The sequence below is a fragment of the Streptomyces sp. NBC_00859 genome (genome assembly GCF_045161865.1).
In the GTDB taxonomy this organism is placed as follows: domain Bacteria; phylum Actinomycetota; class Actinomycetes; order Streptomycetales; family Streptomycetaceae; genus Streptomyces.
On sequence record NZ_CP108826.1, the window covers coordinates 7,030,685 to 7,056,331 of the forward strand.

Genomic DNA, 25,647 nt, shown 5'->3' on the forward strand with positions numbered 1-25,647 from the left:
CAGTGCCCGGGGCCACCCCCTTCATCCCGGGCCCCCGGAGAGAGGGGCACCATGACCAGAGCACCTGCGTGGCGGAGAGCCAGATGGCTCTCCGCCGGACTCGCGCTCGTACTGCTCCCGGCAGGCCAGGCGCTCGCGGCGACAGGAGCGGGCAGGACCACCGCGCCGTCCCGCACGGCGCCGTCCGCCACCGCTCACGCGACGCACACCGTCACGCTGATCACCGGTGACCGGGTGACCGTCACCGACATCGGCGGCGGTCACAGCACGGTCTCCGTCGAGCGCCCGAAAGGCGCGAGCGGGGCCGTCCGCAGCCAGACGTCCAACGGCCGGGTGACCGTGCTGCCCGACGAGGTCCTGCCCTACCTCCGCTCGGGCGCACTCGACAAGCGGCTCTTCGACGTCACCGGCCTCATCGAGCAGGGCATCGGCGCGGGCAAGGCCGACGCGCTGCCCCTGATCGTCACGTACGGCAAGGGGGTCCGCAGCGCCGCACCGCGCGGCGCCACGACCGTACGGTCGCTGCCGAGCGTGGGCGGAGCCGCCGTGCACGCCGCACCGTCCGGCGCCCTCTGGAAGACGCTCACCGACTCCCGTACCCGGCAGGCCGGTTCCTTCGGCGACGGAGTGGCCAAGGTCTGGCTCGACGGCAAGGTCGAGGCCGACATGGCCGAGAGCAACGCGCAGATCGGCACCCCCGAGGCGTGGCAGGCCGGACTCACGGGCAAGGGGGTCAAGGTGGCCGTCCTCGACACCGGAGTGGACGCCGACCACCCCGACCTCAAGGGCCGGATCAGCGCGTCCAAGTCGTTCATCGCGGGCGAGGAGACAACCGACCGCAACGGCCACGGCACCCACACCACATCGACCGTGGGCGGCAGCGGCGCGGCGTCCGACGGCAAGGAGAAAGGTGTCGCCCCGGACGCCGACCTGGCCATCGGCAAGGTCCTCTCCGACGAGGGCTCCGGCACCGACTCCCAGATCATCGCGGGCATGGAGTGGGCCGCCAAGGACATCCACGCCAGGATCATCAGCATGAGCCTGGGCTCCCAGGAGGCCAGCGACGGCACCGACCCCATGGCCGCCGCGGTCAACACCCTGTCCAAGGACACCGGCGCCCTGTTCGTCGTCGCCGCCGGCAACACCGGTGCCCCCACTTCCATCGGCTCGCCCGGTGCCGCGGACTCGGCTCTCACCATCGGCGCCGTGGACTCCGCGGACCAGCCCGCTGACTTCACCAGCCAGGGCCCGCGGCTCGGCGACAACGCGCTCAAGCCCGACCTGTCGGCGCCCGGCGTGGACATCCTCGCCGCACGTTCCCAGTACGCCGAGGGAACCGGCTCGTACCAGACCATGAGCGGCACGTCGATGGCCACCCCGCATGTCGCAGGCGTCGCCGCACTCCTCGCCCAGAAGCACCCCGACTGGACAGGGCAGCAGCTCAAGGACGCGCTGATGTCGACGTCGAAGACGCTGCCCGACCCGGTGTACACGCTGGGCGCGGGCCGGGTCGACGTCCCCGCGGCCACCACAGCGAGCATCACCGCCACCGGCAGCGCCGACCTCGGCTTCTACTCCTGGCCCTACCAGGACGACAAGCCCGTCACCCGCACGCTGACCTACGCCAACTCCTCGGACACACCGGTGACCCTTTCGCTCGCCGCCGACGGGGCGGCCGACGGCGTCGTGAAGCTCGCCGACACGAGCCTGACCGTACCCGCGCACTCCACCGCGCAGACCACCGTCACCGGCGACGGCGCCGGAGCGCCCGTCGGCAGCACATCCGGGCAGATCACCGCGAGCGCCGGCGGCAAGACCGTCGCGCACACCGCCTTCGGCCTGGTCAAGGAGGAGGAGCGGTACAGCCTCACCATCCATGTGAAGGACCGCGACGGCGCGCCGACCGCCGCCGGTCTCGCCGTCCAGGAACTCGCCCCGGGGACCGACCCGTACAACGCGGCCGTCGGCGACTCCGGCACCCTCACCCTGCGGCTGAAGCCCGGCAGCTACTCGGTGGCGTCCTTCCTCGACGTACGCGGCGCCGCAGGCAAGGACTCGCTCGGTCTCGGATTCCTCGCCGATCCGCAGATCGTCCTCGACGGCAACCGTGAGATCACCCTCGACGGACGGCAGTTGCACCAGATCAAGGCCCAGGTGCCGCGGCGCACGGAGACCCGTCAGCTGCTGATGGAGTTCGACCGGAAGGCGAACGGCGCGGACTTCGGGGGAGCGGTACAGGTGCCCCTCACCTACGACAGCATCTTCGCCGCGCCCACCCGGAAGGTCACCGACGGAAGCTTCGAATACCGCACCGTCTGGCGCCTCGGCAAGCCGCTCCTCGAAGCGGTCGCCGGTGGCAAGCGGCTGAGCGGAACGGTCGTACAGGGCGGTTCCACCCTGCTCGACGGCAAGCACCGCGTGGGGATGGCCGACCTCGGCACCGGCACAGCGGCCGAGTACGAGGGAAAGAACGTGCGCGGCAAGGCCGTGCTGGTGCGCGCCACAGCCGATGTCACCCCGCAGCAGCTCGCGGCCGCCGCACAGCAGGCCGGAGCGGTCTCGCTCTTCGTCACCGATGACACGCCGGGTCGGCTGAGTACCTGGTTCGGCGCGGACGACGGCTCGGACACCCCGCTTCAGGTGGCGTCCGTGAACGCAGCCGACGGCGCCCTGCTGGCCGCCACCGCACGCGGCCACGGCACGGTGCAGCTCACCGGAACCCGCTACACGCCCTATGTCTACGACCTCTCCGAAGGACACCCGGGCGCCGTCCCGAAGAACCTGACGTTCAAGCCGGGCAAGAAGGACCTCGCCACCCTCGACACCAAGTTCCACGCCGCCGAGCCCGTCGACGGCGGTGAGTTCCGCTACTCGATCACCGGGACCTTCCCGATCGGCTACGGATTCGCGGAGAGGACCCACTACCCGGCCGAGCGCACCGACTACGTCAGCACCGGCAATGGCCAGACGTGGATGCAGTCCGTCACCGCGGGCCCGACCTCGCTGGAGGAGCGCAGCGGCCTCGTCACCTACAAGGGAGGCAGCCGCACCGGACTCGACTGGTTCAAGCCCGTGCTGCACCCCTGGCTCGGCACCGGCCTGGGCTGGGGCCAGCAGCGCACAGGCAACGATCTGCAGTTCAACACCCCGGGCTGGGGCGACTCCGGCCCCGACCACACCGGATTCGGCGATGTGTGGAGCGACAGCTCCATGACCCAGACCACCGACGTGTACGCGAACGGGGTCCAGGTCGACCACGCGACCAGCTCGGGAGCGTACGCGTGGGACGCCGACCCGGCCGAGGCCACGTACAAGGTGGTCACCGACACCACCCGGGACCCGGGAACCTGGGTGCTCTCCACGAAGGGGCACTCCGAGTGGACCTTCAGGTCCGCCGAGACGCCGTCGGACCGCGCCACCTATCTGCCGCTGCTCAACCTCGGCTTCGACGTGAACACCGACCTGGCCGGTGACGTCCGTGCCGGGCGGACCCTGCCCATCGGGATCAGCGCCGAGTACGTCAAGGGCGCCGCGGGCACCGGAACGGTCAAGTCCGGGACGCTGGAGGTCTCGTACGACGACGGCAAGACCTGGAAGTCCGTCGGGCTCAGCGGGGTCCACGGCGACTCCGCCGCCTGGAAGGGGTCGCTCCGGGTGCCGGCGGACGCCGGCTACATCTCGCTGCGCGCCTCCGCCGCCGACGACCGGGGCGGCTCCGTGAAGCAGGAGATCATCCGTGCGGTGGGGGTGAAGTAACGCCGGAGAGCCGTTCCTCCGGCCGTTCGGTCCGGACCAGGAGCCCGGTTGCGGTGCACGCCGTGACCGGGCTCCCGCGTATCCGAGAGAGTCCAAGGTCACAGTGGTTCCCCCGACTGCCCACCTGTCCGTCTCGCCTAGCATCTGAGCATGACGGTCCTGCCCGACAACGGGTTCCCCCTGGCCGCCGGATTCCCGCGTGCGACCCATGAGCAGTGGCAGAGCCTTGTGGAAGGTGTGCTGCGCAAATCGGGTAAGGATGTCCCGGGTACGGCGGCGGAAGCAGCGCTCTCCACCGAACTGGACGACGGTCTGGTCGTCCAGCCGCTCTACACCGCCCCGGACGGTGGCGGGCCCCCCGGATCGGCGGGGTTCCCGGGCGCCGCCCCGTTCACCCGCGGCAGCACCGCGGCAGGCGGCGCGGCAGCCGGCTGGGACGTACGCCAGCAGCACAGCCGGCCCGACGCGGCTCGCACGAACGAGGCGGTGCTCGCCGACCTGGAGAACGGTGTGTCCTCCGTATGGCTCACCGTGGGCGGTGCCGGTGTCCCGGTGGCCGCTCTCGGCAGGGCCGTCGAAGGCGTCCACCTCGACCTGGCGCCGGTCGTCCTCGACGCGGGCGGCGAATTCGACAGCGCGGCGAGGGAGTTGCTGCGGCTCTACGAGGAACGCGGCGTGGCCCCGGAGGCCGCGCTCGGCACCCTCGGCGCGGACCCGCTGGGCCACGCGGCCCGCACCGGCGTGCACGACGCCGTCGCCGGACACACCGCGCAAGCCGTCGCCCTCGCGGAGCTGTGCCACCGGCAGTACCCGCGGCTGCGGGCACTCGTCGTGGACGCGCTGCCCTACCACGGGGCGGGCGGCTCGGCGGCCCAGGAGCTCGGGTGCTCGCTCGCCACAGCGGTGGCGTACCTCCGTGACCTGACCGCGGCCGGACTCGGCGTCGAGGCGGCCTGCGGGCAGCTGGAGTTCCGCTACGCGGCCACCGCCGACCAGTTCCTGACCATCGCGAAACTGCGCGCCGCGCGCCGTCTCTGGGCCCGGGTCGCCGAGGCCAGCGGCGCTCCGGCGGCCGGCGCGCAGCACCAGCACGCGGTGACGTCGCCCGTCATGATGGCGCGGCGCGACCCGTGGGTGAACATGCTCCGCACGACGGTCGCCTGCCTGGCCGCGGGGACGGGCGGCGCGGACGCCGTGACCGTGCTGCCCTTCGACCACACGCTGGGACTGCCGGACGACTTCGCCCGCCGCATCGCCCGCAACACGTCGACGATCCTCGTCGAGGAGTCCCACCTGGCACGGGTGATCGACCCCGCGGGCGGGTCCTGGTACGTGGAGCAGCTCACCGACGAACTGGCCAGGGCGGCCTGGGAATGGTTCCAGGAAATCGAAAGGGCCGGAGGGCAGGAACAGGCCCTGCGGTCCGGGCTGGTCGCCGGACGGCTCGCGGCCACCTGGGAACTGCGCCGCGCGAAGCTGGCGGAGCGCCGTGAACCGGTCACCGGTGTCAGCGAGTTCCCCCAGCTCGTCGAGCGTGCCGTGGTGCGGGACCCAGCGCCCGCCGCCCCCGCGGGCGGCCTGCCCGTCGTGCACCGCGACGACGCCTTCGAAGCGCTGCGCGCCCGCTCGGACGCCCATCTGGCGGCGACCGGCGCCCGCCCGCGGGTCTTCCTGGCCGCACTCGGACCGGCCGCCGCGCACACCGCGCGCGCCACCTTCGCCGCCAACCTCTTCCAGGCAGGCGGCATCGAGCCGGTCCACGGCCCGGTGCCGGGCGCCCCCGGCACCGCCGCTGCGGCCTTCACCACATCGGGCACCACCCTGGCGTGCATCTGTTCCAGCGACGCGGTCTACGCCGAGCAGGCGCAGGAAACCGCCACCGCACTGAAGGCCGCCGGAGCGCGGCAGGTGTTCCTCGCCGGCCGCCCCGGGGACCGCCGGGACGCATATGTGGACTCCGGGGTCGACTCGTTCGTCTTCGCCGGAGGAGACGTGGTGGCCGTGCTGACCTCCGTCCTCGACCGTATGGGAGTGGCGTAATGCAGATCCCGGACTTCACAGAGACCGAACTGGGGCCGGGTGCCTCCACCGGGGCCACCGAGGAGCAGTGGCGGGCGGCCGTGAAGGAATCCACGGGCCACAGCGTCGACGAGCTCATCTGGCAGACCCCCGAGGGCATCCCCGTCAAACCCCTCTACACCGGCCAGGACACCGAGGGGCTCGACTTCCTCGCCACGTACCCGGGGATCGCGCCGTACCTCCGCGGTCCGTACCCGACGATGTACGTCAACCAGCCCTGGACGATCAGGCAGTACGCCGGATTCTCCACCGCCGAGGAGTCGAACGCCTTTTACCGCCGCAACCTGGCGGCCGGTCAGAAGGGCCTCTCGGTCGCCTTCGACCTGCCGACGCACCGCGGTTACGACAGCGACCACCCGCGCGTCACGGGCGACGTCGGCATGGCGGGCGTCGCCATCGACTCGATCTACGACATGCGACAGCTCTTCGACGGCATCCCGCTGGACAAAATGTCGGTGTCCATGACGATGAACGGGGCGGTGCTGCCCGTGCTGGCGCTGTACATCGTCGCCGCCGAGGAGCAGGGCGTACCGCCGGAGAAGCTGGCGGGGACCATCCAGAACGACATCCTCAAGGAGTTCATGGTCCGCAACACCTACATCTATCCGCCGAAGCCCTCCATGCGGATCATCTCCGACATCTTCGCGTACACCTCGCAGAAGATGCCGCGCTACAACTCCATCTCCATCTCCGGCTACCACATCCAGGAAGCGGGCGCGACGGCCGATCTGGAGCTCGCCTACACCCTCGCCGACGGGGTGGAGTACCTGCGCGCCGGGATCGCCGCGGGGATGGACGTCGACTCCTTCGCGCCGCGGCTCTCCTTCTTCTGGGCGATCGGCATGAACTTCTTCATGGAGATCGCGAAGCTGCGTGCGGCCCGGCTGCTCTGGGCCAGGCTGGTCGGGGAGTTCGACCCGAAGAACGCCAAGTCGCTCTCACTGCGCACCCATTCACAGACCTCCGGCTGGTCCCTGACCGCGCAGGACGTCTTCAACAACGTGACCCGCACCTGCGTCGAGGCGATGGCCGCGACCCAGGGCCACACCCAGTCGCTGCACACCAACGCGCTCGACGAGGCACTGGCCCTGCCGACCGACTTCTCCGCCCGGATCGCCCGCAACACCCAGTTGCTGCTCCAGCAGGAATCGGGGACCTGCCGGGTCATCGACCCCTGGGGCGGCAGCGCGTACGTCGAGAAGCTCACCCATGACCTGGCCCAGCGGGCCTGGCAGCACATCGAGGAGGTCGAGGCGGCAGGCGGCATGGCGCAGGCCATCGACGCGGGCATCCCCAAGCTCCGTGTGGAGGAGGCGGCCGCCCGTACCCAGGCCCGTATCGACTCCGGGCGCCAGCCCGTCGTGGGCATCAACAAGTACCGGGTGGAGACCGACGAGGAGATCGACGTACTCAAGGTCGACAACTCCTCGGTGCGCACCCAGCAGGTCGCCAAACTGAAGCGGTTGCGCGAGGAGCGGGACGAAACAGCCTGCCAGGAGGCGCTGCGGGCGCTGACCGACGCCGCCGGCCGTGCCCCCGGCCCGGACCTCGAAGGCAATCTGCTGGCGCTCGCGGTCGACGCGGCGCGGGCCATGGCCACCGTCGGCGAGATCTCCGACGCCCTGGAGAAGGTCTACGGGCGGCACGCCGGACAGATCCGTACGATCTCCGGTGTGTACCGGACCGAAGCAGGGGAGTCGCCCTCCGTGGAGCGCACACGCCGCCTCGTGGACTCCTTCGAGGAGGCCGAGGGGCGCCGTCCGCGCATCCTGGTCGCCAAAATGGGCCAGGACGGCCATGACCGGGGCCAGAAGGTGATCGCCACCGCCTTCGCCGACCTGGGCTTCGACGTGGACGTCGGCCCGCTCTTCCAGACGCCGGGCGAGGTGGCACGGCAGGCGGTCGAGGCCGACGTGCACATTGTGGGGGTCTCCTCACTCGCCGCGGGGCACCTCACGCTCGTGCCCGCGCTGCGGGAGGAGCTGGCTGCCGAGGGCCGGGAGGACATCATGATCGTCGTCGGTGGGGTCATTCCGCCCCAGGACATCCCGGCGCTGCACGAGGCCGGGGCCGCCGCGGTCTTCCCGCCGGGGACCGTGATCCCGGACGCGGCGTACGACCTGGTGAACCGGCTCGCCACCGCACTCGGTCACGAGCTGTAGATGGCAGCCCACATCGACCCGGACCGCTACGCCCAGGGCGTCCTCGACGGGTCGCGTGCCACGGTCGCCCGCGCCATCACGCTGGTGGAGTCCACCCGCGGGGACCACCGCGCCCTCGCTCAGGAGCTCCTGACCGCCCTGCTCCCGCACTCGGGGAAGGCACGCCGGATCGGGATCAGCGGGGTGCCCGGTGTCGGGAAGTCCACCTTCATCGATGCCTTCGGCACCCTGCTCACCGGCCTGGGCCACCGGGTGGCGGTGCTCGCCGTCGACCCCTCGTCCAGCAGGACCGGTGGCTCCATCCTGGGCGACAAGACCCGGATGGAGCGGCTGGCCGTGGACCCGGCGGCCTTCGTCAGGCCCTCACCGACCGCGGGAACCCTGGGCGGGGTCGCCAGAGCCACCAGGGAGGCCATGGTCGTGGTGGAGGCGGCCGGTTACGACGTCGTACTGGTGGAGACCGTCGGCGTCGGCCAGTCCGAGACCGCCGTGTCGGACATGGTGGACTCGTTCCTGCTGCTCACCCTGGCCCGCACGGGCGACCAGCTGCAGGGCATCAAGAAGGGTGTGCTGGAGCTCGCCGACGTCATCGCGGTCAACAAGGCGGACGGCCCGCACGAGCGTGACGCGCGCTCGGCCGCCCGTGAACTCTCCGGGGCGCTGCGGCTGATGTACCCGTCCGATGCCGCCTGGACGCCACCGGTACTCAGTTGCAGTGCCCGGGAGTCGCTCGGTCTCGACGCGGTGTGGGAGCGGCTCGAACAGCACCGGAAGGTCCTGGACGCATCCGGCGGACTGGCCGCCAAACGACGTGACCAGCAGGTCGACTGGGCCTGGACCATGGTGCGCGAGGGGCTGTTGAAGGAGTTGCACGACCACCCGGACGTCAGGCGCATCACCCCCCAGCTCGAACAGGAGCTGAGGGGCGGGACGCTGACCCCGACGCTCGCCGCTGAGCGGATCCTCGGCGCGTTCCGGGGGACACCGCCGGCCTGAGCGGGTACGGCCGGTGCCAAGCGGGCACCGGCCGTACCCGCTGCCGCCGGTCACCACGTGGTGAGCAGCAGGTGGTTGACGAGCAGGGCGAGCGCCGCTTGCAGGGTGAGCCAGCGCCGCCGGTCCGCGCCGGGCAGCAGAGCCGCCGCCGGCAGCATCCAGAGCGCGAAGGGAATCCAGATCCGTTCCGTCTCCGCCTTGCTCATGCCCGAGAGATCGGCGACGAGCATGGCGAGCAGTACGGCGACGACGAGCAGCCCGAGGCGGTCGCCGGCGCCGTCGTGCGCGCCGCGCCACCGGCGGACCGCACCGGGGACCGAGGCTCCCGCGCGCCGCAGTCCCGCCACCGTGGCCGGCCCGGAGATGACCACGGCGCAGGCGAGGTTGCCCCACACCCAGTAGCTCTGCGGCCGGTCTCCCCCCACGCCCTGGTAGTAGCGCTCCACCAGCAGGTGGTACGCGTCCCACCAGTTGAAGCCCGCGAGCGTGAACGCGAGCGCGACGAGCGCCACTCCGGCCAGTGCCGGCGCCAACGGGCGGGCGGTACGGGCCAGGAGGAGCACGGCCACGGCCGGTACGGCGAAGAGCGTCAGCCCGTACGAGAGGTAGAGGGCCCAGCCGAAGAGGAGACCGGCGGCCAGCGAGACGAGTGCGGGGCGGCGGACCGTGCGCGTGGCCGCCAGAGCGAGCAGCGCGACCGCCCAGGCGGCGACCGCCGCGAAGTAGCCGTCGGCCGAGGTCCCGATCCAGACGGCGGCAGGTGCCAGGACGAGGAAGGGTGCCGCCCGGCGCGCGGTCCTCTCACAGGTCAGCGCGCGCAGGGCCACGAGCACCGCGACCGCCGCCGACCCGCCGACGGTGATGCACCAGACGCCGGCCCATCCGCCGCCGCCCAGGCCGATCCGGTCGAGCCAGACGAAGGTCAGAGTGGCCCCCGGTGGATGCCCCGCCACGTGCGCGGGCCAGTTGTGCGGGTGCCCGATCAGGATGTGCTGGTTGAAGCTCCGCAGCGTCGGGCCGATGTGCGTGAACCGCTGGATGACCTGGAGGTACTCGTTCCGGTTCGTCAACCGGTCGGCGATGCCCCGCTGCCAGCCGTCGACCAGGGCCAGCGACCAGATCCAGGCCAACGACGCGGCCCAGACCGTCAGGGTGAGCGACCGCCAGGACAGCCGGGCGGCGAGCACGGGCCCGTAGACGACGGCCCCTGCCGCGACGGCCGTCGCGGCAGGGGTGCCGGGCCCCACGTGCGGGAGCCAGGTGGCCAGCAGCGGCGGCCACCCGACGTGCAGGGTGCCGTCGGCGTTCTGGATGACGGTGCCGGCCACCGCAGCAGCAGCGACGAGCAGCGCTCCGGCGACCGCGGCGATGACGTCCGGGCGCCGTCCGCGGCCCGCCGCGTGCACGGGTCCGGCGGATTTCCGGTCGGTGGGGGCAGGGGCTGTCACACACCCACGCTAGGCCGCCGGCCCGGCGGAAGGGCCGAGGCGGCACCGCCCGTCACCGAACCGTCAGATCTCCGCGCCCGCGCCGTCCGACGTCAGAGTTTCGTCATCGGTTCCGGGGCCCGCGGGACCGCGCACCGGCCTAACGTCGGGGCGCGGCGGTGGACGACCACGGCCGGAACCGTCCGGGAAGTGCCATGCGCGTCAAGCAGAACGTCCCGCAGATCCTTTCACCCGCCGCACCCGGGTTCTGGCGCAGTCCGCTGCGCGGCCCATGGCTGACGGCACTGCTCGGCCTCGTCCTGCTGGCCGGTATCTCCGTGATGACCGTGACCGGCCTGCTCTCCTACGCCGCCTACAACCCGGATCTCGCCGCGGTCAACGACAAGACCCCGGGCAAGGGGCTGCTCGGCTTCTACCTCTTCTCGTGGCCCACCGATCCGCACTGGCTCTACCGCCTCACGCAGGGTGTGCATGTCACGCTCGGCGTCGTGCTCGTTCCGGTGCTGCTGGCCAAACTCTGGTCCGTCGTGCCGAAGCTCTTCGCAATGCCGCCCGTCCGGTCGGTGGCCCACGCGCTGGAGCGGATCTCACTGCTTCTGCTGGTCGGCGGGGTGCTCTTCGAGTTCGCCACCGGCCTGCTCAATGTCCAGCTCGACTATCTCTTTCCCGGGTCCTTCTACACGCTGCACTTCTACGGGGCGTGGGTGTTCACCGGCGCGTTCGCCGCTCATGTGGTCCTCCGCTTCCCGATGGCCCTGCGTGTGGTGCGCGAGCGGGGGCTGCGGGCACCCCTGCGGGAGCCGGCGGCCCGGCAGCAGGAGCCACCGGACGATTCCGGCCTTGTCGCACCCCGCCCGGACGCGATGACGCTCTCCCGGCGCGGCCTCGTCGGGCTGGTCGGCGGCGGTTCGCTCCTGCTGCTCGCGGTGACGGCCGGCCAGAGTGTCGGCGGGCCGCTGCGCAGGGTCGCCCTGCTCGCACCGCACGGGGGCGCGGACCCCGGGCGCGGCCCGAACGGCTTCCAGATCAACAAGACAGCCGCGCTGGCGGGCATCAGGATCCGGGACACCGGCGACACCTGGCGGCTGGAGGTTCGGGGCCCCGGTCGCTCGGTACACCTGACCCGCGGTGAACTGCTGCGCCTCCCGCAGGGCGGCGCACACCTGCCCATCGCCTGCGTGGAGGGGTGGTCGACACCGGACCAGGGCTGGGAGGGGGTGCGGCTGCGGGACCTGGCCGCACTGGTCGGCGCGGGGGACCGGCCGCCGGGAGCCGTCGTACGGTCCCTCCAGCGGCACGGCTCGTTCCGGGAGGCCGCGCTGCGGGACAACCAGGTGCGCGATCCGCGCTCGCTGCTGGCACTGCGGGTCAACGGCGCGGAGCTGTCGCCCGACCACGGATATCCGGCACGGATCATCGTCCCTGCCGCTCCGGGCGTGCTCAACACCAAATGGGTGGCCTCCGTGACGTTCGGGGAGCTGTGATGCGGCGGCTCAGGCGCTGGTACGGGGCGGGCCCCCTGCAACTCGTCGTGCTGCTGACGTCCTTCGCGGTGGCGGGATACGCGGGGGTGCGGCTGCTGGCGGGCGACTGGTTCCTGATCGCCCTGTGGTTCGCCGGAGCCGCGCTGGTACAGGATCTGGTCCTGATCCCGCTCTATTCGCTGGCCGACCGGGCGCTGCGGGCACTGCCCGGTGTGGCCCGCGGGGGGTGGACCAACACGGTCCGAGTGCCCGCAGCGCTCTCCGGACTGATGCTGCTCGTCTGGTTCCCCCTGATCCTCGGCCCGCCGGAGCGCTACGGGCGTGCGACGGGCCTGCCCGGTGGGGTGTTCCTGACCCGGTGGCTGCTGATCACGGCGGCGCTTTTCGTATGCGCGGTCCTGTGGAGAACAACGAGGCCGCTGCGGCGATCGCCGATTACGCTATTTAGGGCATATCGTGGGAAAGGTAAACGACTCGGGCGCTAGGGGGTCGTGATGGTGACAGTCCTGCTGACAGCAGTAGTGGTGATCCTTTGTCTCGCCGCGGTGTACGGCCTCTCGGCAGCCCGCGTGGTCAAGCAGTACGAACGGGGAGTGGTCTTCCGGTTCGGGCGGCTGCGGGAAGCCGAGCGGAAGCCTGGATTCACCACGGTGATTCCCGGAGTGGACCGGCTGCGCAAGGTGAACCTGCAGATCGTCACGATGCCGGTTCCCGCCCAGGAGGGCATCACCCGCGACAACGTGACCGTGCGGGTCGACGCCGTCGTCTACTTCAAGGTGGTCAACGCGGCGGACGCGATCATCGCCGTCGAGGACTATCAGTTCGCGGTCTCGCAGATGGCACAGACGTCGCTGCGTTCGATCATCGGCAAGAGCGATCTGGACGATCTGCTGTCCAACCGCGAGAAGCTGAACCAGGGCCTGGAGCTGATGATCGACAGCCCGGCCATCGGCTGGGGCGTCCAGATCGACCGGGTGGAGATCAAGGATGTGTCCCTGCCCGAGACGATGAAGCGGTCGATGGCACGGCAGGCCGAGGCGGACCGTGAGCGGCGGGCCCGCGTGATCAACGCAGACGCGGAGCTCCAGGCATCGAAGAAACTGGCCCAGGCCGCGGAAGCGATGTCCGAGCATCCGGCCGCCCTCCAGCTTCGTCTGCTGCAGACCGTGGCCGAGGTCGCGTCCGAGAAGAACTCCACACTGGTCCTGCCGTTCCCGGTCGAGCTGCTCCGGTTCCTGGAGCGGGCGCAGCGCTTCCCGGCGATGCCCGGGTCGGAGCCCGCGGACGATACGGCGAAGGCCGGCACCGGGAGTCCCGCCACGCCGGCGGCCGACGCGGCGGAGGCCGCTGTTCCCGGCCTCTCCGCGCAAGAGGTCGAGGCGGCGAAGCTGGACCTGTCCTCGCTCGGGATACCGCTGCCGGGGCTGGAGGCGCTGGAACAGTCCCCGGCCGGTTCCGATCCGGCCACGGAGACCGAGGCGGACCCGCCCGAACCGGAGGCCGATCCGCCGGGGCAGCAGCCCCCCGGGCCGGGCGCCGGGCCCGGAACCGGGAAGTGACCGCGGTCCACCGCGCTACCGCCGGCCCGTCCAGCGGACAGCGGGGGCGGCTCCGGCCGTAGCCTCACCCCCCTGCCGGACCCGCGTCCGGGCTCAGCGCCCCCGTACCGACCAGGAAGAACAGGGCGATGCCCAGCAGGATCCGGTAGACCACGAACGGCATGAAGCTCCTCGACGAGATGAACTTCATGAACCAGGCGACGACCACGTACCCCACGGCGAACGCCACGACCGTCGCGAGCAGCGTCGGGCCCCATGCCACCTGACCGCTCCCGCCCGCGTCCTTCAGCTCGAAGGCGCCGGATGCGAGGACCGCCGGGACGGCGAGCAGGAACGAGTACCGGGCGGCGGCCCCGCGGGTGTACCCCATGAGCAGGCCGCCGCTGATCGTGGCGCCCGACCGCGAGACACCGGGGACCAGCGCGAGCGCCTGGCAGAGCCCGTACACCAGCCCGTCCCGGACACTCAGCTCCTGGAGGGACTTGCGTTCCCGGCCCGCCCGGTGCCTGCCGCCCCTCTCGTCGCGGGCGGCCAGCCGGTCGGCGGTGCCGAGCACGACACCCATCGCGATGAGAGTGAAGGCGATGACCCGCAAGTCACGGAAGGACGTGTCGATCTGGTCCTTCAGTACGATCCCCAGCACCCCGATCGGTACCGTCCCGACGATGACGAGCCAGCCCGTCCGGGCGTCCTGGTCGCCGCGCAGCGAGCGGTCGGTGAGCGAGCGGAACCACATCGAGACGATCCTGGCTATGTCCTTGCGGAAGTAGATGATGACCGCGGCTTCGGTGCCGATCTGCGTGATCGCGGTGAAGGCCGCCCCCGCGTCCGGCCATCCCGCGAACGCCGAGGCCAGTCGCAGATGGGCGCTCGAGGACACCGGCAGGAACTCGGTCAGCCCCTGTACGAAACCGAGGACGAACGCTTCGAACCAAGACATGGGTGGGGGCCGTCCAAAGGATCAAGGGGCTGGGGCGCAGGGGGAACCTAACCGCCGAAGGTGTACGGCCGATGGCCCTCTCGCGTACGGGCGGCCAACTGCCGCCGCCGCAGCCCCCGATACCGTCAGCGACCGCGCAGCCGGTGCCGCTTGCGCCAGGCGATCCACGCGGCGCCCGCCCCCGGGACCACGATGAAGCCCATCGAGATCAGGAAGGCGGGGGAGGTCGGGGACGACGCCTGGCTGCCCGCCACCACGTACGCCGCGGTGTTCGGGACCGACCCGAGCCCCGTCGCCAGCAGGAACGGCAGCCAGCCCATACGGGACACCGCCGCGCAGTAGTTGGCGGCGGCGAACGGCACCCCGGGGACGAGCCGCAGCGCGAGCATCGAACGGAAGCCGTGGTTGCTCAACTGGGTGTCCGCGGCCTTCAGCCAGCGCCCCTTCAGCATCGGCCGCAGCGCGCTCTGGCCGAGCACCCGGCCCAGACCGAACGAGACTCCGGCACCCAGCACCGTACCTGCGACGGCGGCGCCGATCCCGACCTGTCCGCCGAACAGGGCGCCCGCCGCCAGGTTCAGCAGCGGGCGGGGCACGAAAGCCGCCGTGCACGCGCCGTACGCGGCGGAGAACAGCACCACGGCCGAGACCCCGCTGAGCTGCGGCGGCCAGCCCGCCGCGAGCAGGTGCTGCGGCTGGAAGAGCAGCATCAGTGTCGCGGCGGCCACCAGCAGCACCACGAGCAGGGAGAGCCGGGACCACGGCGAGGCAAGTGCCCTGACGCAGCGGGCGGTCAGGCCGGCGGACGGTCGGGCAGCGGGCTCCAGCATCCCGGGAGACTAACCGACACCCGTGTGTGATCGCTGTAATGGCTCCGGACTCCCCACCCCCGGCTGCCGGTTCGGGAGCCACCGGACGGGAAAACCGGTCGACGCGGCCAGGGCCGTGCGGGCAGGATCAGCCGCATGTTCCGGTACGCCTTCCTCGCAGCGCCGTCCGCAGTCGCGGACGCGCCGAAGGCTGCCGGTCCCGCCGAGTCCGCCGCGCACAGCGCGGCCGGCGGCGCAGCGCTCTTCGGCGGCGCCCGAAGCTGACCCTTCCCGGATTGTCCGGCGGACCCCGCAGGGGGAGGGTCGGCCGGCCCCGGGGGTCCCGCCACGCTTCGACACTCTCCGAGGAAGAAAACCATGCCCAAGACGGCATACGTGCGCACCAAGCCCCACCTCAACATCGGCACGATGGGCCACGTCGACCACGGCAAGACCACCCTTACGGCCGCCATCACCAAAGTCCTCAGCGACCGCGCGGACAGCAGTACCTCCTTCGTCTCCTTCGACCGGATCGACCGGGCTCCGGAGGAGGCGCAGCGCGGCATCACCATCAACATCGCGCACGTCGAGTACGAGACCGACACCCGTCACTACGCCCACGTGGACATGCCCGGACACGCGGACTACATCAAGAACATGGTGACCGGCGCCGCGCAGCTCGACGGGGCGATCCTCGTCGTATCCGCGCTCGACGGGATCATGCCGCAGACCGCCGAGCACGTGCTGCTGGCCCGTCAGGTCGGCGTCGACCACATCGTCGTCGCCCTGAACAAGGCGGACGCGGGCGACCAGGAGCTGGCCGACCTGGTCGAGCTGGAGGTCCGTGAGCTGCTCACGGCCCACGGTTACGGCGGGGACGCGGCCCCTGTCGTCCGGGTGTCGGGGCTGAAGGCGCTGGAGGGCGACCCGCGCTGGACGGCCTCGGTGGAGGCGCTGCTCGACGCGGTGGACACATATGTGCCGACGCCCGAGCGGTACACGGACGCGCCGTTCCTGCTCCCGGTGGAGAACGTGCTCACCATCACCGGGCGCGGCACGGTCGTCACCGGTGCCGTCGAGCGCGGCCGGATCCGCGTCGGCGACCGGGTGCACGTGCTCGGCGCGGGGTCCGGCACGCACGGAACGGTCGTCACCGGTCTGGAGACCTTCGGCAAGCCGATGTCGGAGGCCGAGGCGGGCGACAACGTGGCGTTGCTGCTGCGCGGGGTGCCACGGGACGCGGTGCGCCGCGGCCACGTGGTGGCGGCCCCGGACAGCGTCACACCGCAACGCCGCTTCTCCGCGCGGGTGTACGTCCTTTCGGCGGCCGAGGGCGGCCGTACCACCCCGGTCTCCACCGGGTACCGGCCGCAGTTCTACATCCGTACCGCGGACGTGGTCGGCGATGTCGACCTGGGCGGCCCGGCGGTCGCCCGCCCAGGTGAGACGGTCACCATGACGGTCGAGCTCGGCCGGGCCGTGCCGCTGGAGCCGGGCCTCGGCTTCGCCGTCCGCGAGGGCGGCCGCACGGTCGGCGCCGGCACCGTCTCCGAGGTCCTCGACGGGGCGCCCGGGACGTAGAAACCTCCGGGAGCCCGGCGTCCGTCTCCTGCCCACCGAGCGGGAGACGGACGCCGGGCGCCCGTACGGACGGCACAATGGGACGGTGAACGAGGCGATACCGGTGATCCGGGACGTGGACCAGGGCACCGCGCGACTGCTGCCCGACATCGACCGGGAACGGGCCTGGCTGCTCACGGTCGACGGCGCACCGCAGTCGTACGTGGACCTCGACGACCCCGCGCACCTGGAGTTCGAGTACGCCCGCAGACTCGGCCACGTCGTGGACTGCGCGGCGAGTCCGGGCGAGCCGCTCGACGTGGTGCACCTCGGCGGGGGAGCCCTCACACTGCCCCGCTACGTCGCCGCGCTCCGCCCCGGATCGCGGCAGGAGGTGGTGGAGGCGGACCTGGGGCTGCTCGCACTCGTCACCGAGGAACTGCCGCTCCCGGACGAGTCCGGCATCACCGTCCACGCAATGGACGCACGGGCCTGGCTGGACGACAGGACCGCGGCGTCGGCGGACGTACTGATCGCCGACGTCTTCGGTGGCTCGCGGGTGCCGGCCCATCTCACATCGGTCGAGTACGCGCGGTCGGCCGCCCGGGTGCTGCGCAACGGGGGCGTCTACGCGGCGAATCTCGCCGACGGGGCCCCGTTCGGCTTCCTGCGTACCCAACTCGCGGCTTTCGCTGAGGCCTTCGACGAGGTCGCGCTGATCGCCGAGCCCTCGGTGCTGCGCGGCCGGCGCTTCGGCAACGCGGTCCTCGTCGCCGCGCACACCGGGCTCGACACAGCGGCGCTGAGCCGCCGCACGGCATCGGACGCCTTTCCGGCGCGGGTCGAGTACGGTGCGGCGCTGACCCGGTTCAGGAGAGGGGCCAGGCCCGTCACGGACGCGGAAGCGGTCGCCTCACCCGAGCCGCCCGACGGAGCCTTCGGCATCGGCTGATCCCCCGGCGCCGTGCGCGCCCGGCACGGCAGCGGGGCTGCCGGCAGCAACGGGGCTCCCGGTGCCCGTACCTGTCGCGGGCGCGCTGTCCGCGGCAGTGCGGCGGGTCAGATTCCGTACCGCGGGCACACACAGCACGGCGCCGGTCAGCAGTGCCACCAGCGCCGCGCACCCCCACAGGGAGGCCGTCAGGCCGAAGGCGTGCTCGGTGGGGCCCGCGAGCGCGGTCGCCAGAGGAAGCATCGCGAGCGAACCGAGCCAGTCGTAGGCGGAGACGCGCGAGAACTTGTCCTCCGGGATCTCCTGGTGCAGCGCCGTCATCCAGGAGACACCGAACACCTCGACCAGCACGCCGCTGAAGAACATCACGCCCACCAGGGCGGCGAGGGGGACCGGCACGGCGAGCGCGGCCGATGGCAGGGCCAGCGGAAACAGGCACAGCATCCCGGTCAGCAGCAGCCGGCGCGGCTTCCAGCGCGTCATGATCAGCGCCCCACCGACCGTGCCCGCCCCGAAGGCTGCCAGCGCAAGTCCCCACGGCCCGGCGCCGCCCAGTGAATCCCGCGCGACGAGCGGCCCGTAGACCGCCTCCGCCGCACCGATCACAGCGTTGACGACCGCGAACTGCAGGATGACGCTCCACAGCCAGGGCCGGCCCGTGACCTCCCGCCAGCCGTCCCGCAGATCGGCGAGCATCCCGCCGCCGGGTGCACGCGGTGCGATATGACCGACGTCGAGAAAGGCCCGGAGCGAACCGGCGACCGCGAAGGCCGCCGCGTCGACCGCGAGCACCCAGCCGGGTCCGACGGCCGCGATGAGCGCGCCACCCACCGCGGCGCCGCCGATCCCGGCCCCCTGCATGGCCATCCGGTAGAAAGCGAAGGCCCGGCCGGCTTCCTCGCCCTGGACGCTGGAGAGCAGCATGCCCTCGGATGCGGGTGAGAAGAAGGCCTGGCCGGTACCGCACAGCGCGGTGAGCACCATCATCTGCCAGAGCCGCGGGTGACCGGTCAGGACCAGGACGGCGAACGCGGCCTGGGACACGCAGTTCAGGACGTTGGCCGCGACCATCACCCGGTGGCGCGGCAGCCGGTCGCCCAGTGCTCCACCGATCAGCAGGAAGAGCACGAGTGGCAGGGTCCGGGCCGCCGCGAGCAGGCCGACGTCGCTGCTGTCGCCCCCCGAGTCCAGCACCGCGAACGCCGAAGCGATCATGGCGCCGCCACTGCCCAGGCTCGTCACGACGGCGGCTGCCGTCAGCAGGCTGTAGTTGCGCCCGGCCCAGACCGGGCGGCGGCTGTGCGCGGGGGCGGCGGCAGGAGACGTCACTCAGGGACTATCGCTGCCGCCGCCCTTTCCTGCCAAACGCCTGGGCGACGGCAATGCGCGAGAAACCGCATGGGATCGGAACAAAACGGTCGGATTCCGTCAGGAATCGGTTCCTGTCGGCTTGCCCGCCAGACGCACCGTGCTGAGGATCTTGTCGACGGTCGACTGGGGGAGCGCCCCTGGCACGCCCGTGCTGTTGTAGAGCGAGAACGCCACGAAGTCGCCCGAGGAGTTCTTGAAGCCGAAGGTGATGGCCTGGCCGTCCGTGGTGCACTTGGACTTCTTCGGCACCCCGGTCGCCCAGGCGCGGGCGAGACTGCCGGTGATCCCGGACTTGGTCGTGTACGGCTTCGCCTTGGCGGTCTTGATCAGCTTCCTGTTGGGCTGGGTGTAAGCGCCGTAGACCCACCAGGGCACCTGGTTGTTGGCGACCTCCTGAGTGTTCTTCGCACCGTCCGCGCCCTTGGTGCCGGCCCCGCCGAGCCCGGTGTCCTCGGTGTAGCCGTCCTTGTCGGAGTCCTCCGTGCACCATTTCGACTTGTAGAACGCGGGCGCCGACTGGCCGACCAGCGTCTTGCCCTTGTCGTCCTCGAAGCCGCTGAAGGTGCCCGACGAGGCGACTTCCCACTCCGGCGGGACATCGAAGGCGGTGCCCCACTTCGGGTTCACGACAACCTTCCACCCGGCGACGACCGGCTTGGCCGCCTCGCCCCCGCCCCGCGGGTTGACCGCGGGCGCGGAGCTCGCGGGTGCCGGGGACTTGGACGCGGTGGGCGACTTCTTGCCGGCCTGGACCGTGCCGCCCTTCCCGCCGTCGTCCTTGAACACGACCACGCCGGTGATCACCGCCGCGGCCACGACGGCCGTCGCGGAGACGATCGCGATGATCGTCGTCTTCTTCTTGTCCTCGGGCGAGCGGGGCGCGCCGGGTGGCGTCCCCACCGTGTACTGCGGCACCGTCGGCTGCTGGTACGGATTGGGCTGCTGGTAACCCTGCGGGGCTCCCTGCTGCGGAGGTCCTGGCTGAGGTTGGCCCTGCTGGTAAGGGTTCGGCTGCTGGTACCCCGGCTGCTGATAGGGATTCGGATTCTGGTCCTGCGGGTTCTGCTCGCCCCCGGGCGGCTGCTGTCCTGGCCACATGGCGAGTAACCATAGAGGTGACAGGGGCACGTCGCTACGGCCGCCCCCGGCAGGGGATGGCCAAGTTGACCTACTCGCGGGTAACCTTTCGTTCCATGACCGCAGATCAGATGTCCGCAGGCGAACTGCTCGCTGCCACAGTCCCCATGGCCAGGACCCTCAACCTGGAGTTCGTCGAGACGACGCCGGAGCGGGCCGTAGTGCGCCTGCCGGACCAGGCCGAGTACCACAACCACGTCGGCGGACCGCACGCCGGTGCGATGTTCACGCTCGCGGAGTCCGCGAGCGGCGCGATCGTCATCGCCGCGTTCGGCGACCAGATGCAGCGCGCCGTGCCGCTCGCGGTCCGGGCCGAGATCGACTACAAGAAGCTCGCGATGGGTGAGGTCACCGCGACCGCCACCCTGGGCCGCCCGGCAGCCGATGTCGTGGCGGAGCTGGACGCCGGGGAGCGTCCGGAGTTCCCGGTCCACATCGCCATCCGCCGTGCGGACGACGCTGTCACCGGTGAGATGACGGTGGTCTGGACGCTGCGTCCCCACTCCTGAAGGACCGGGCCGGTCCGCTGCCGTGCGGGGTTCACGGCCCCGCCCGGCAGCCCTGCTCCCTTGCTGCCGTGCGGGGGCGCCTTGCGCTGTCGGCGGGCGTCTCGGGCCGACCGGGTAGGCTTCCCTGAAGGCGTGCCGGGGGGTGCGCCTCCCGGCAGACGGGCACTTCGAAGGGCAGGGGCCGGCGTTGCACATCCAGGCGTGGCTGGAGACGATTCCGGCAGTCAGCATCTATGTCCTGGTCGCGGTGGTCATCGGGGTGGAGAGCCTCGGGATTCCGTTCCCGGGCGAGATCGTCCTGGTGAGCGCCGCCCTGCTGTCCTCCCAGCAGGGCCATGTCGATCCGCTCGTGCTGGGCATCTGCGCATCGGCGGGCGCGGTCGTCGGCGATTCGATCGGGTATCTCATCGGGCGCAAGGGCGGACGCCCGCTGCTCGCCTGGCTCGGCCGTAAATTCCCCGGACACTTCAGCGCGCCCAACGTCGCCATGGCGGAGCGGTCGTTCGAGAAGTGGGGCATGTGGGCGGTGTTCTTCGGCCGCTTCATCGCCCTGCTGCGGATCTTCGCCGGGCCGCTGGCCGGCGTACTGCACATGCCGTACTGGAAGTTCCTCACCGCCAACATGCTCGGCGGCATCCTGTGGGCCGGAGGGACGACCGCCGCTGTCTACTACGTGGGGGTCGTCGCGGAATCGTGGTTCAAGAACTTCTCGTACGCGGGCCTGGCCGTGGCCGCTCTGATCGGTGTGGGCTCGATGCTCTTCGTCAAGAACCGGGCGAAGAAGGCGCACGCCAAGGCCGAAGCGGCTGCTGAGACGCCGGATTCCGTACCCGTCGACTGACCCGCGGGCGGCCCGGACCGCCCAGGGCCGGAAGTGCATCAGCCGTGGTGGCGCAGTGGCTCACGGTGCTGTGCTCACGGTGCTGTGGTCCCACGCTCCGGGTAGTGGATGACCTCGCAGTCGTCGAGGGTCACCATCCCCTCGGTGATCAGCTCGTCCAGCTGGGGCAGGAACGCCCGGATCCGGTCGGCGGTATCCACGATCACGACCGCCACCGGCAGATCCTCGCTCAAGGACAGCAGCCGCTGGGTGTGGATGAGTGACGAAGAGCCGAAGCCCTCGATGCCGCGGAAGACACTCGCGCCCGCCAGCCCCGCGCGGTGGGCACGGTGCACGATCTCCGCGAACACCGGTTTGTGGTGCCAGAGGTCCGATTCCCCGACGAAGACGGTCGCCCGAAGGGCGGCGGTACCGCTCGGCCCGTTCATGACTGCCTCCATGCGACTGCGCGGCGTGTCACCCACACCGCGCTCCACACCGCCGCGAGGGCCGCGAGCAGTGTCAGTCCGAGATATGCCAGGCCGACGGGGGCATGACCGCGGTCCACCAGCCGCTGGATATCCACCGCGTAGGTGGAGAAGGTGGTGAATCCGCCGAGCACCCCGGTGCCGAAGAACGGGCGCACCAGCCGGTGCGCCGTCCACACCTCGCTGATCACCACCATGAAGACGCCGATCACCGCACATCCCACGGCGTTCACCAGGAGTGTCGTCCAGGGGAAGCCGTCGGGCGCGGTGGGCCAGAGCAGTGCGGCGCCGTACCGGGCGGACGCCCCGATGGCGCCGCCGAGGGACACGACCGCCAGAACCGGCCACGGGCCGAGCAGCGGACCGTGCCGCCGCGCGGTCCGGCCCGCCGCGGCCGGCGGCCTGCCGCGGGGACCGGGCCCGGCCGGTTCGTCGACTGCGCGCTCTGCTGCACCCACGGACATCCGTCTCCTGGTCACAGGGGCCCCGCGCACGGCGCGGGCGCGCTCCCAGGCTAGCGCCGCCCAGCCCGGAGCCGCCATCCGGCCGGGTCTCAGCCCACCTCGCGGTGGCCCTTGACCAGCTCCAGATACATCGCCGCGTTGAGCTTGATGCCCTCGCGCTCCTCGTCCGTCAGCTCGCGCTTCACCTTCGCCGGTACCCCCGCGACCAGGGAGCCGGGGGGTACCCGCATTCCCTGCGGAACCAGCGCCTGGGCGGCGATCAGCGAACCGGCGCCGATGTGCGCGCCGTTGAGCACGGTGGCACCCATCCCGATGAGCACATCGTCCTCGACGGTGCACCCGTGCAGTACCGCGTTGTGGCCGACGGACACCCTCTCGCCGAGCGTGACCGGGAACCCCGGGTCCACATGGACCGTGCTGTTGTCCTGGATGTTGCTGTCCGCGCCGACCGTGATCGGTCCGCAGTCGGCCCGAAGGACCGTGTGGTACCAGACGCTGGAACCGGCGGCCAGCGTCACGTCACCGAGTACGACGGATGTCGGCGCCGCGAAGGACTCCGGGTCGATTACCGGCTCACTGCCACCGACGCCACTGATCAACGCCTGCTCCGCCATCACTGTCTCCTTGTTTCCGCGTGTGCCACATGTGCGGCGTGTTGAGCGCCACATGTCACGCCCTCAGGCACCGTAGGTGACGTTGGGTCGAAGATCACAGCCCGCCCCTCTGACCGCCGGCCGGCGTGCTGAGTACGGTGTGGTGGTGCCCCGGAACAGAAACACGTTCTCCTCGCTGACATCCCGTGCGCTGCACGCCGGATGGCAGTGGGCGCAGCGGGCGGGCGCGGTGACGGCGGAGCGGCCGGGAAAGCTGCGCTTCCGCCGCATAGGCACTGGAACCAGGCTCGCCTTCCCCCAGGGCGCGGTCTTCGGCGAGCCCTGGATCGAGCTGGGCGACCACTGCATCATCGGCGAGCAGGTCACGCTCACCGCCGGGATGATGCCCGGTCTCGACCTCGGCACGGAGCCGATCCTCACCCTGGGCAACGGCGTCGTGCTGGGGCGCGGCAGCCATGTCATCGCCGATACGAAGGTCACCATCGGGTCCGACACCTACTGCGGCCCGTACGTCTACATCACGTCCACGAACCACAGTTACGACGATCCGTACGAACCGGTCGGCAAACAGTGGCCGCGCACCGAGCCGGTCGAGATCGGCACCGGCTGCTGGCTCGGTACCGGAGCGGTCATCCTCCCCGGTGCGCGGCTCGGCTCCAACGTCGTGGTGGCGGCGGGCGCGGTCGTACGCGGCGAGGTGCCGGACCACGCGGTGGTGGCCGGAGCGCCCGCGCGGATCGTACGGACCTGGGACGCGGAGAACGGGTGGCAGCCCCCGCTGCGTACGCCGGCCCCCGTCCCCATCCCGGAAGGCGTCACGCCGGAGCAGCTCATCGCCCTCGGTGGTCCGGAGACCCACGGCTCCTGACGCTCGCGCACCTGACAGCGCGGGCCCGGGGTCCGGACCGCGCGGGCCCGGCCGTCTCCGTCAGCCGGTCGCGAGCAGTACGGTTCCCGCCAGCGCGAGCCCCGCACCCGCTGCCTGGACGGCGCGCAGCCGCTCCTTGAGGAATCCGCGTGCGGCGAGCGCGGTGATCACCGGGTAGAGCGAGGCCAGGACAGCGGCGACAGTGACCGGCCCGGAGTGGGCGGCGAGCGAATAGGTGCCGTTGGCAGCGACATCGGCGAGGCCGACGAAGGCGAGGGCCGGCAGCGACCATAGGATCAGCTGCGCCCCGCCGCCCTCGGGCAGCGCGGGCACCCCGCGCCGGGAAGAGACGCAGAGCGCCGCCCCGCCGACGGCGACATTCGCGACGCGCTGGACGAACAGCGCGAGAAAGAGGCCGGTGACGTCGGTGGACGCCTCGGAGATCAGGGACATCACCGCGCCGAAGCCCACGGCGGCCACCAGCGTCAGCGTGACCGTCCGGCGCTGTACCGGCGCGCCCCGCAACTCGGGCCCGCCCGCGAGCACCACCCCCGCGACGGCCACCGCGATCCCCGCGAACTGCGGCAGGCCGGGCCGTTCGCCGAGCGTCAGGCCCACGCCGACCGGCACGACGACACCGAGCGAGCCGAGAGGCGACACCACGCCCATCGGGCCGAGCGCGAGAGCCTTGTAGAAGCTGAGCATCGCCACCGGCCCCACCACACCCGCCGCGACGGCGAACCAGAGCTGCGGGCCGAACTCGCTCCAGGCACCGGTGGCCGCCACGACCGAGCCCAGCACCACCACAGCCACCGCCTGCGATACGACGACCACCGTCAACGCGGGTATCCGCCGGGTGAGGAGGCTCCCGCCGAAGTCGGCCAGCCCCCAGAGCAGGCTGGTGGCCAGGGCGAAAAGGGCGGTCATCGCGGCCTCGCAGTACAGTGTGATGAATCAGTGAGTGCAGCACACCGTAGTGCAAGATATTGGATTCTGTCATCCAGGATAATGGACGGAACGTGTCGGACTTCGATCAGCTCACCCAGTCGCTCGCCCGTAACCTCAAGCGCTGGCGCGGAGACCGGGGTTTCACACTCGACGCTCTGGCCGCGCGGGCAGGTGTCAGCCGAGGCATGATCATTCAGATCGAACAGGCCAGGACGAACCCCAGCGTCGGCATCACGGTGAAGCTCGCGGACGCCCTCGGGGTCAGCATCACCACGCTCCTCGACTACGAACAGGGGCCCCAGGTCAGGCTGGTCCCGCCGGACCAGGCGGTCCGGATGTGGGGGACGGACGCGGGCAGCCGCACGACCCTGCTCGTCGGGAACGAGACGCGTGGGCCACTGGAGATGTGGTCGTGGCGGCTGATGCCCGGCGAGGGCAGCGCGTCGGACGCGCACCCACCGGGCACGGTGGAGCTGATCCACGTCACCGCGGGCGAACTCACGCTGGTCGCCGACGGGGTGGCGCACGCCGTACCGGCCGGGACCTCGGCGACTTTCGAGGCCAATGTGCCGCACGCCTACCGCAACAAGGGGCCGGAGCCGGTCGAGATGACGATGGCGGTCTCCATCCCGCCGGTCGGCTGAGACTCGCGGCCGCGCCGGCAACGGCCGTTTTCCTGGCGC

23 protein-coding genes are annotated in these 25,647 nt (G+C 71.4%); 14 read left to right on the forward strand and 9 right to left on the reverse strand.

Features of this window, described 5'->3' with window-relative positions:
* The first annotated feature begins 51 nt into the window (after positions 1 to 51).
* The 4 genes from OG584_RS30975 to meaB all read left to right on the forward strand — a co-directional run bounded on the left by OG584_RS30975 (position 52) and on the right by meaB (position 8,993).
* Positions 52 to 3,756, forward strand: coding sequence for a S8 family serine peptidase (locus OG584_RS30975; protein ID WP_405782756.1), 3,705 nt, complete (start codon positions 52 to 54; stop codon positions 3,754 to 3,756).
* Positions 3,757 to 3,906: 150 nt separating this feature from the next.
* Complete coding sequence (locus tag OG584_RS30980) at positions 3,907 to 5,796, forward strand: methylmalonyl-CoA mutase family protein (protein WP_405782757.1); 1,890 nt, start codon at positions 3,907 to 3,909, stop codon at positions 5,794 to 5,796.
* Entirely contained in the window at positions 5,796 to 7,997 is a 2,202-nt protein-coding gene (gene scpA, locus OG584_RS30985) for a methylmalonyl-CoA mutase (RefSeq protein ID WP_405782758.1), read from the forward strand. The genes OG584_RS30980 and scpA overlap by 1 nt, the downstream gene beginning before the upstream one ends.
* On the forward strand, positions 7,998 to 8,993 hold the full coding sequence (gene meaB / locus OG584_RS30990; protein ID WP_405782759.1) for a methylmalonyl Co-A mutase-associated GTPase MeaB: 996 nt from the start codon (positions 7,998 to 8,000) through the stop codon (positions 8,991 to 8,993).
* Positions 8,994 to 9,043: 50 nt separating this feature from the next.
* Here the strand turns inward: meaB and OG584_RS30995 are convergent, their stop codons facing one another.
* A complete protein-coding gene (locus OG584_RS30995) occupies positions 9,044 to 10,441 on the reverse strand; it encodes a hypothetical protein (RefSeq protein ID WP_405782760.1) in 1,398 nt (465 codons plus the stop codon).
* Positions 10,442 to 10,635: 194 nt separating this feature from the next.
* Here OG584_RS30995 and OG584_RS31000 point away from each other — a divergent pair, with 194 nt between their 5' ends.
* Genes OG584_RS31000 through OG584_RS31010 form a run of 3 tightly spaced genes read left to right on the forward strand, consistent with a single transcriptional unit; the run spans position 10,636 to position 13,484 of the window.
* Positions 10,636 to 11,925 carry a molybdopterin-dependent oxidoreductase gene (locus OG584_RS31000; RefSeq protein ID WP_405782762.1) on the forward strand — a complete coding sequence of 430 codons (1,290 nt, stop codon included), beginning with the start codon at positions 10,636 to 10,638 and terminating at the stop codon, positions 11,923 to 11,925.
* The gene (locus OG584_RS31005) at positions 11,925 to 12,410 is read left to right on the forward strand and encodes a hypothetical protein (RefSeq protein WP_405782763.1); all 486 of its coding nucleotides are present in this window, start codon (positions 11,925 to 11,927) and stop codon (positions 12,408 to 12,410) included. The genes OG584_RS31000 and OG584_RS31005 overlap by 1 nt, the downstream gene beginning before the upstream one ends.
* Before the next feature lie 9 nt (positions 12,411 to 12,419).
* Entirely contained in the window at positions 12,420 to 13,484 is a 1,065-nt protein-coding gene (locus tag OG584_RS31010; RefSeq protein WP_405782765.1) for a slipin family protein, read from the forward strand.
* 64 nt (positions 13,485 to 13,548) lie between these two features.
* On the opposite strand, the gene OG584_RS31015 is transcribed toward OG584_RS31010, so the two are convergent.
* Both OG584_RS31015 and OG584_RS31020 read right to left on the reverse strand, forming a co-directional pair.
* Positions 13,549 to 14,424, reverse strand: coding sequence for an undecaprenyl-diphosphate phosphatase (locus OG584_RS31015; RefSeq protein ID WP_405782766.1), 876 nt, complete (start codon positions 14,422 to 14,424; stop codon positions 13,549 to 13,551).
* 125 nt (positions 14,425 to 14,549) lie between these two features.
* The gene (locus OG584_RS31020) at positions 14,550 to 15,254 is read right to left on the reverse strand and encodes a TVP38/TMEM64 family protein (protein ID WP_405782768.1); all 705 of its coding nucleotides are present in this window, start codon (positions 15,252 to 15,254) and stop codon (positions 14,550 to 14,552) included.
* A gap of 135 nt (positions 15,255 to 15,389) precedes the next feature.
* Here OG584_RS31020 and OG584_RS31025 point away from each other — a divergent pair, with 135 nt between their 5' ends.
* The 3 genes from OG584_RS31025 (at position 15,390) to OG584_RS31035 (ending at position 17,745) form a co-directional block, all read left to right on the forward strand.
* Complete coding sequence (locus tag OG584_RS31025; protein WP_405782769.1) at positions 15,390 to 15,518, forward strand: hypothetical protein; 129 nt, start codon at positions 15,390 to 15,392, stop codon at positions 15,516 to 15,518.
* Between the two features lie 93 nt (positions 15,519 to 15,611).
* On the forward strand, positions 15,612 to 16,814 hold the full coding sequence (gene tuf / locus OG584_RS31030; RefSeq protein WP_405782770.1) for an elongation factor Tu: 1,203 nt from the start codon (positions 15,612 to 15,614) through the stop codon (positions 16,812 to 16,814).
* Positions 16,815 to 16,899: 85 nt separating this feature from the next.
* A complete protein-coding gene (locus OG584_RS31035) occupies positions 16,900 to 17,745 on the forward strand; it encodes a spermidine synthase (RefSeq protein ID WP_405782771.1) in 846 nt (281 codons plus the stop codon).
* On the opposite strand, the gene OG584_RS31040 is transcribed toward OG584_RS31035, so the two are convergent.
* Positions 17,707 to 19,074: an MFS transporter gene (locus OG584_RS31040; protein WP_405782772.1), complete on the reverse strand. Its 1,368-nt coding sequence runs from the start codon at positions 19,072 to 19,074 to the stop codon at positions 17,707 to 17,709. The genes OG584_RS31035 and OG584_RS31040 overlap by 39 nt on opposite strands.
* A 99-nt stretch (positions 19,075 to 19,173) precedes the next feature.
* Positions 19,174 to 20,214 (reverse strand): hypothetical protein, encoded by a 1,041-nt coding sequence (locus OG584_RS31045; protein WP_405782773.1) that lies wholly within the window; start codon positions 20,212 to 20,214, stop codon positions 19,174 to 19,176.
* Positions 20,215 to 20,324: 110 nt separating this feature from the next.
* On the opposite strand from OG584_RS31045, the gene OG584_RS31050 reads away from it, so the two are divergent.
* Entirely contained in the window at positions 20,325 to 20,762 is a 438-nt protein-coding gene (locus OG584_RS31050; RefSeq protein WP_405784376.1) for a DUF4442 domain-containing protein, read from the forward strand.
* Positions 20,763 to 20,949: 187 nt separating this feature from the next.
* Complete coding sequence (locus OG584_RS31055) at positions 20,950 to 21,603, forward strand: DedA family protein (RefSeq protein WP_405784378.1); 654 nt, start codon at positions 20,950 to 20,952, stop codon at positions 21,601 to 21,603.
* Positions 21,604 to 21,677: 74 nt separating this feature from the next.
* Here OG584_RS31055 and OG584_RS31060 read toward each other — a convergent pair whose 3' ends face one another.
* The 3 genes from OG584_RS31060 to OG584_RS31070 form a co-directional block, all read right to left on the reverse strand.
* A complete protein-coding gene (locus OG584_RS31060) occupies positions 21,678 to 22,031 on the reverse strand; it encodes a DUF190 domain-containing protein (protein WP_405782774.1) in 354 nt (117 codons plus the stop codon).
* A complete protein-coding gene (locus OG584_RS31065) occupies positions 22,028 to 22,534 on the reverse strand; it encodes a fluoride efflux transporter FluC (RefSeq protein ID WP_405782775.1) in 507 nt (168 codons plus the stop codon). The genes OG584_RS31060 and OG584_RS31065 overlap by 4 nt, the downstream gene beginning before the upstream one ends.
* Positions 22,535 to 22,623: 89 nt before the next feature.
* The gene (locus OG584_RS31070; RefSeq protein ID WP_405782776.1) at positions 22,624 to 23,148 is read right to left on the reverse strand and encodes a gamma carbonic anhydrase family protein; all 525 of its coding nucleotides are present in this window, start codon (positions 23,146 to 23,148) and stop codon (positions 22,624 to 22,626) included.
* 145 nt (positions 23,149 to 23,293) lie between these two features.
* Between OG584_RS31070 and OG584_RS31075 the strand changes: the two genes are divergently transcribed.
* Positions 23,294 to 24,016, forward strand: coding sequence for an acyltransferase (locus tag OG584_RS31075; protein WP_405782777.1), 723 nt, complete (start codon positions 23,294 to 23,296; stop codon positions 24,014 to 24,016).
* 60 nt (positions 24,017 to 24,076) lie between these two features.
* Here the strand turns inward: OG584_RS31075 and OG584_RS31080 are convergent, their stop codons facing one another.
* Positions 24,077 to 24,943 carry an EamA family transporter gene (locus tag OG584_RS31080; RefSeq protein WP_405782779.1) on the reverse strand — a complete coding sequence of 289 codons (867 nt, stop codon included), beginning with the start codon at positions 24,941 to 24,943 and terminating at the stop codon, positions 24,077 to 24,079.
* Positions 24,944 to 25,035: 92 nt separating this feature from the next.
* Here OG584_RS31080 and OG584_RS31085 point away from each other — a divergent pair, with 92 nt between their 5' ends.
* A complete protein-coding gene (locus OG584_RS31085) occupies positions 25,036 to 25,608 on the forward strand; it encodes a helix-turn-helix domain-containing protein (RefSeq protein ID WP_405782780.1) in 573 nt (190 codons plus the stop codon).
* Positions 25,609 to 25,647 lie beyond the last annotated feature (39 nt).

Excerpts from the sequence above, each read along its gene's own strand:
- OG584_RS31025 (WP_405782769.1), top strand. The coding sequence starts at position 15,390 with ATGTTCCGGTACGCCTTCCTCGCAGCGCCGTCCGCAGTCGCGGACGCG.
- OG584_RS31020 (WP_405782768.1), bottom strand. The coding sequence starts at position 15,254 with ATGCTGGAGCCCGCTGCCCGACCGTCCGCCGGCCTGACCGCCCGCTGC.
- OG584_RS31015 (WP_405782766.1), bottom strand. The coding sequence starts at position 14,424 with ATGTCTTGGTTCGAAGCGTTCGTCCTCGGTTTCGTACAGGGGCTGACC.
- OG584_RS31065 (WP_405782775.1), bottom strand. The coding sequence starts at position 22,534 with ATGTCCGTGGGTGCAGCAGAGCGCGCAGTCGACGAACCGGCCGGGCCC.
- OG584_RS30975 (WP_405782756.1), top strand. The coding sequence starts at position 52 with ATGACCAGAGCACCTGCGTGGCGGAGAGCCAGATGGCTCTCCGCCGGA.
- scpA (WP_405782758.1), top strand. The coding sequence starts at position 5,796 with ATGCAGATCCCGGACTTCACAGAGACCGAACTGGGGCCGGGTGCCTCC.
- OG584_RS30980 (WP_405782757.1), top strand. The coding sequence starts at position 3,907 with ATGACGGTCCTGCCCGACAACGGGTTCCCCCTGGCCGCCGGATTCCCG.
- OG584_RS31070 (WP_405782776.1), bottom strand. The coding sequence starts at position 23,148 with ATGGCGGAGCAGGCGTTGATCAGTGGCGTCGGTGGCAGTGAGCCGGTA.
- OG584_RS31010 (WP_405782765.1), top strand. The coding sequence starts at position 12,420 with ATGGTGACAGTCCTGCTGACAGCAGTAGTGGTGATCCTTTGTCTCGCC.
- OG584_RS31000 (WP_405782762.1), top strand. The coding sequence starts at position 10,636 with ATGCGCGTCAAGCAGAACGTCCCGCAGATCCTTTCACCCGCCGCACCC.
- OG584_RS31060 (WP_405782774.1), bottom strand. The coding sequence starts at position 22,031 with ATGAACGGGCCGAGCGGTACCGCCGCCCTTCGGGCGACCGTCTTCGTC.
- tuf (WP_405782770.1), top strand. The coding sequence starts at position 15,612 with ATGCCCAAGACGGCATACGTGCGCACCAAGCCCCACCTCAACATCGGC.
- OG584_RS31005 (WP_405782763.1), top strand. The coding sequence starts at position 11,925 with ATGCGGCGGCTCAGGCGCTGGTACGGGGCGGGCCCCCTGCAACTCGTC.
- meaB (WP_405782759.1), top strand. The coding sequence starts at position 7,998 with ATGGCAGCCCACATCGACCCGGACCGCTACGCCCAGGGCGTCCTCGAC.
- OG584_RS31045 (WP_405782773.1), bottom strand. The coding sequence starts at position 20,214 with ATGTGGCCAGGACAGCAGCCGCCCGGGGGCGAGCAGAACCCGCAGGAC.
- OG584_RS31050 (WP_405784376.1), top strand. The coding sequence starts at position 20,325 with ATGTCCGCAGGCGAACTGCTCGCTGCCACAGTCCCCATGGCCAGGACC.
- OG584_RS31080 (WP_405782779.1), bottom strand. The coding sequence starts at position 24,943 with ATGACCGCCCTTTTCGCCCTGGCCACCAGCCTGCTCTGGGGGCTGGCC.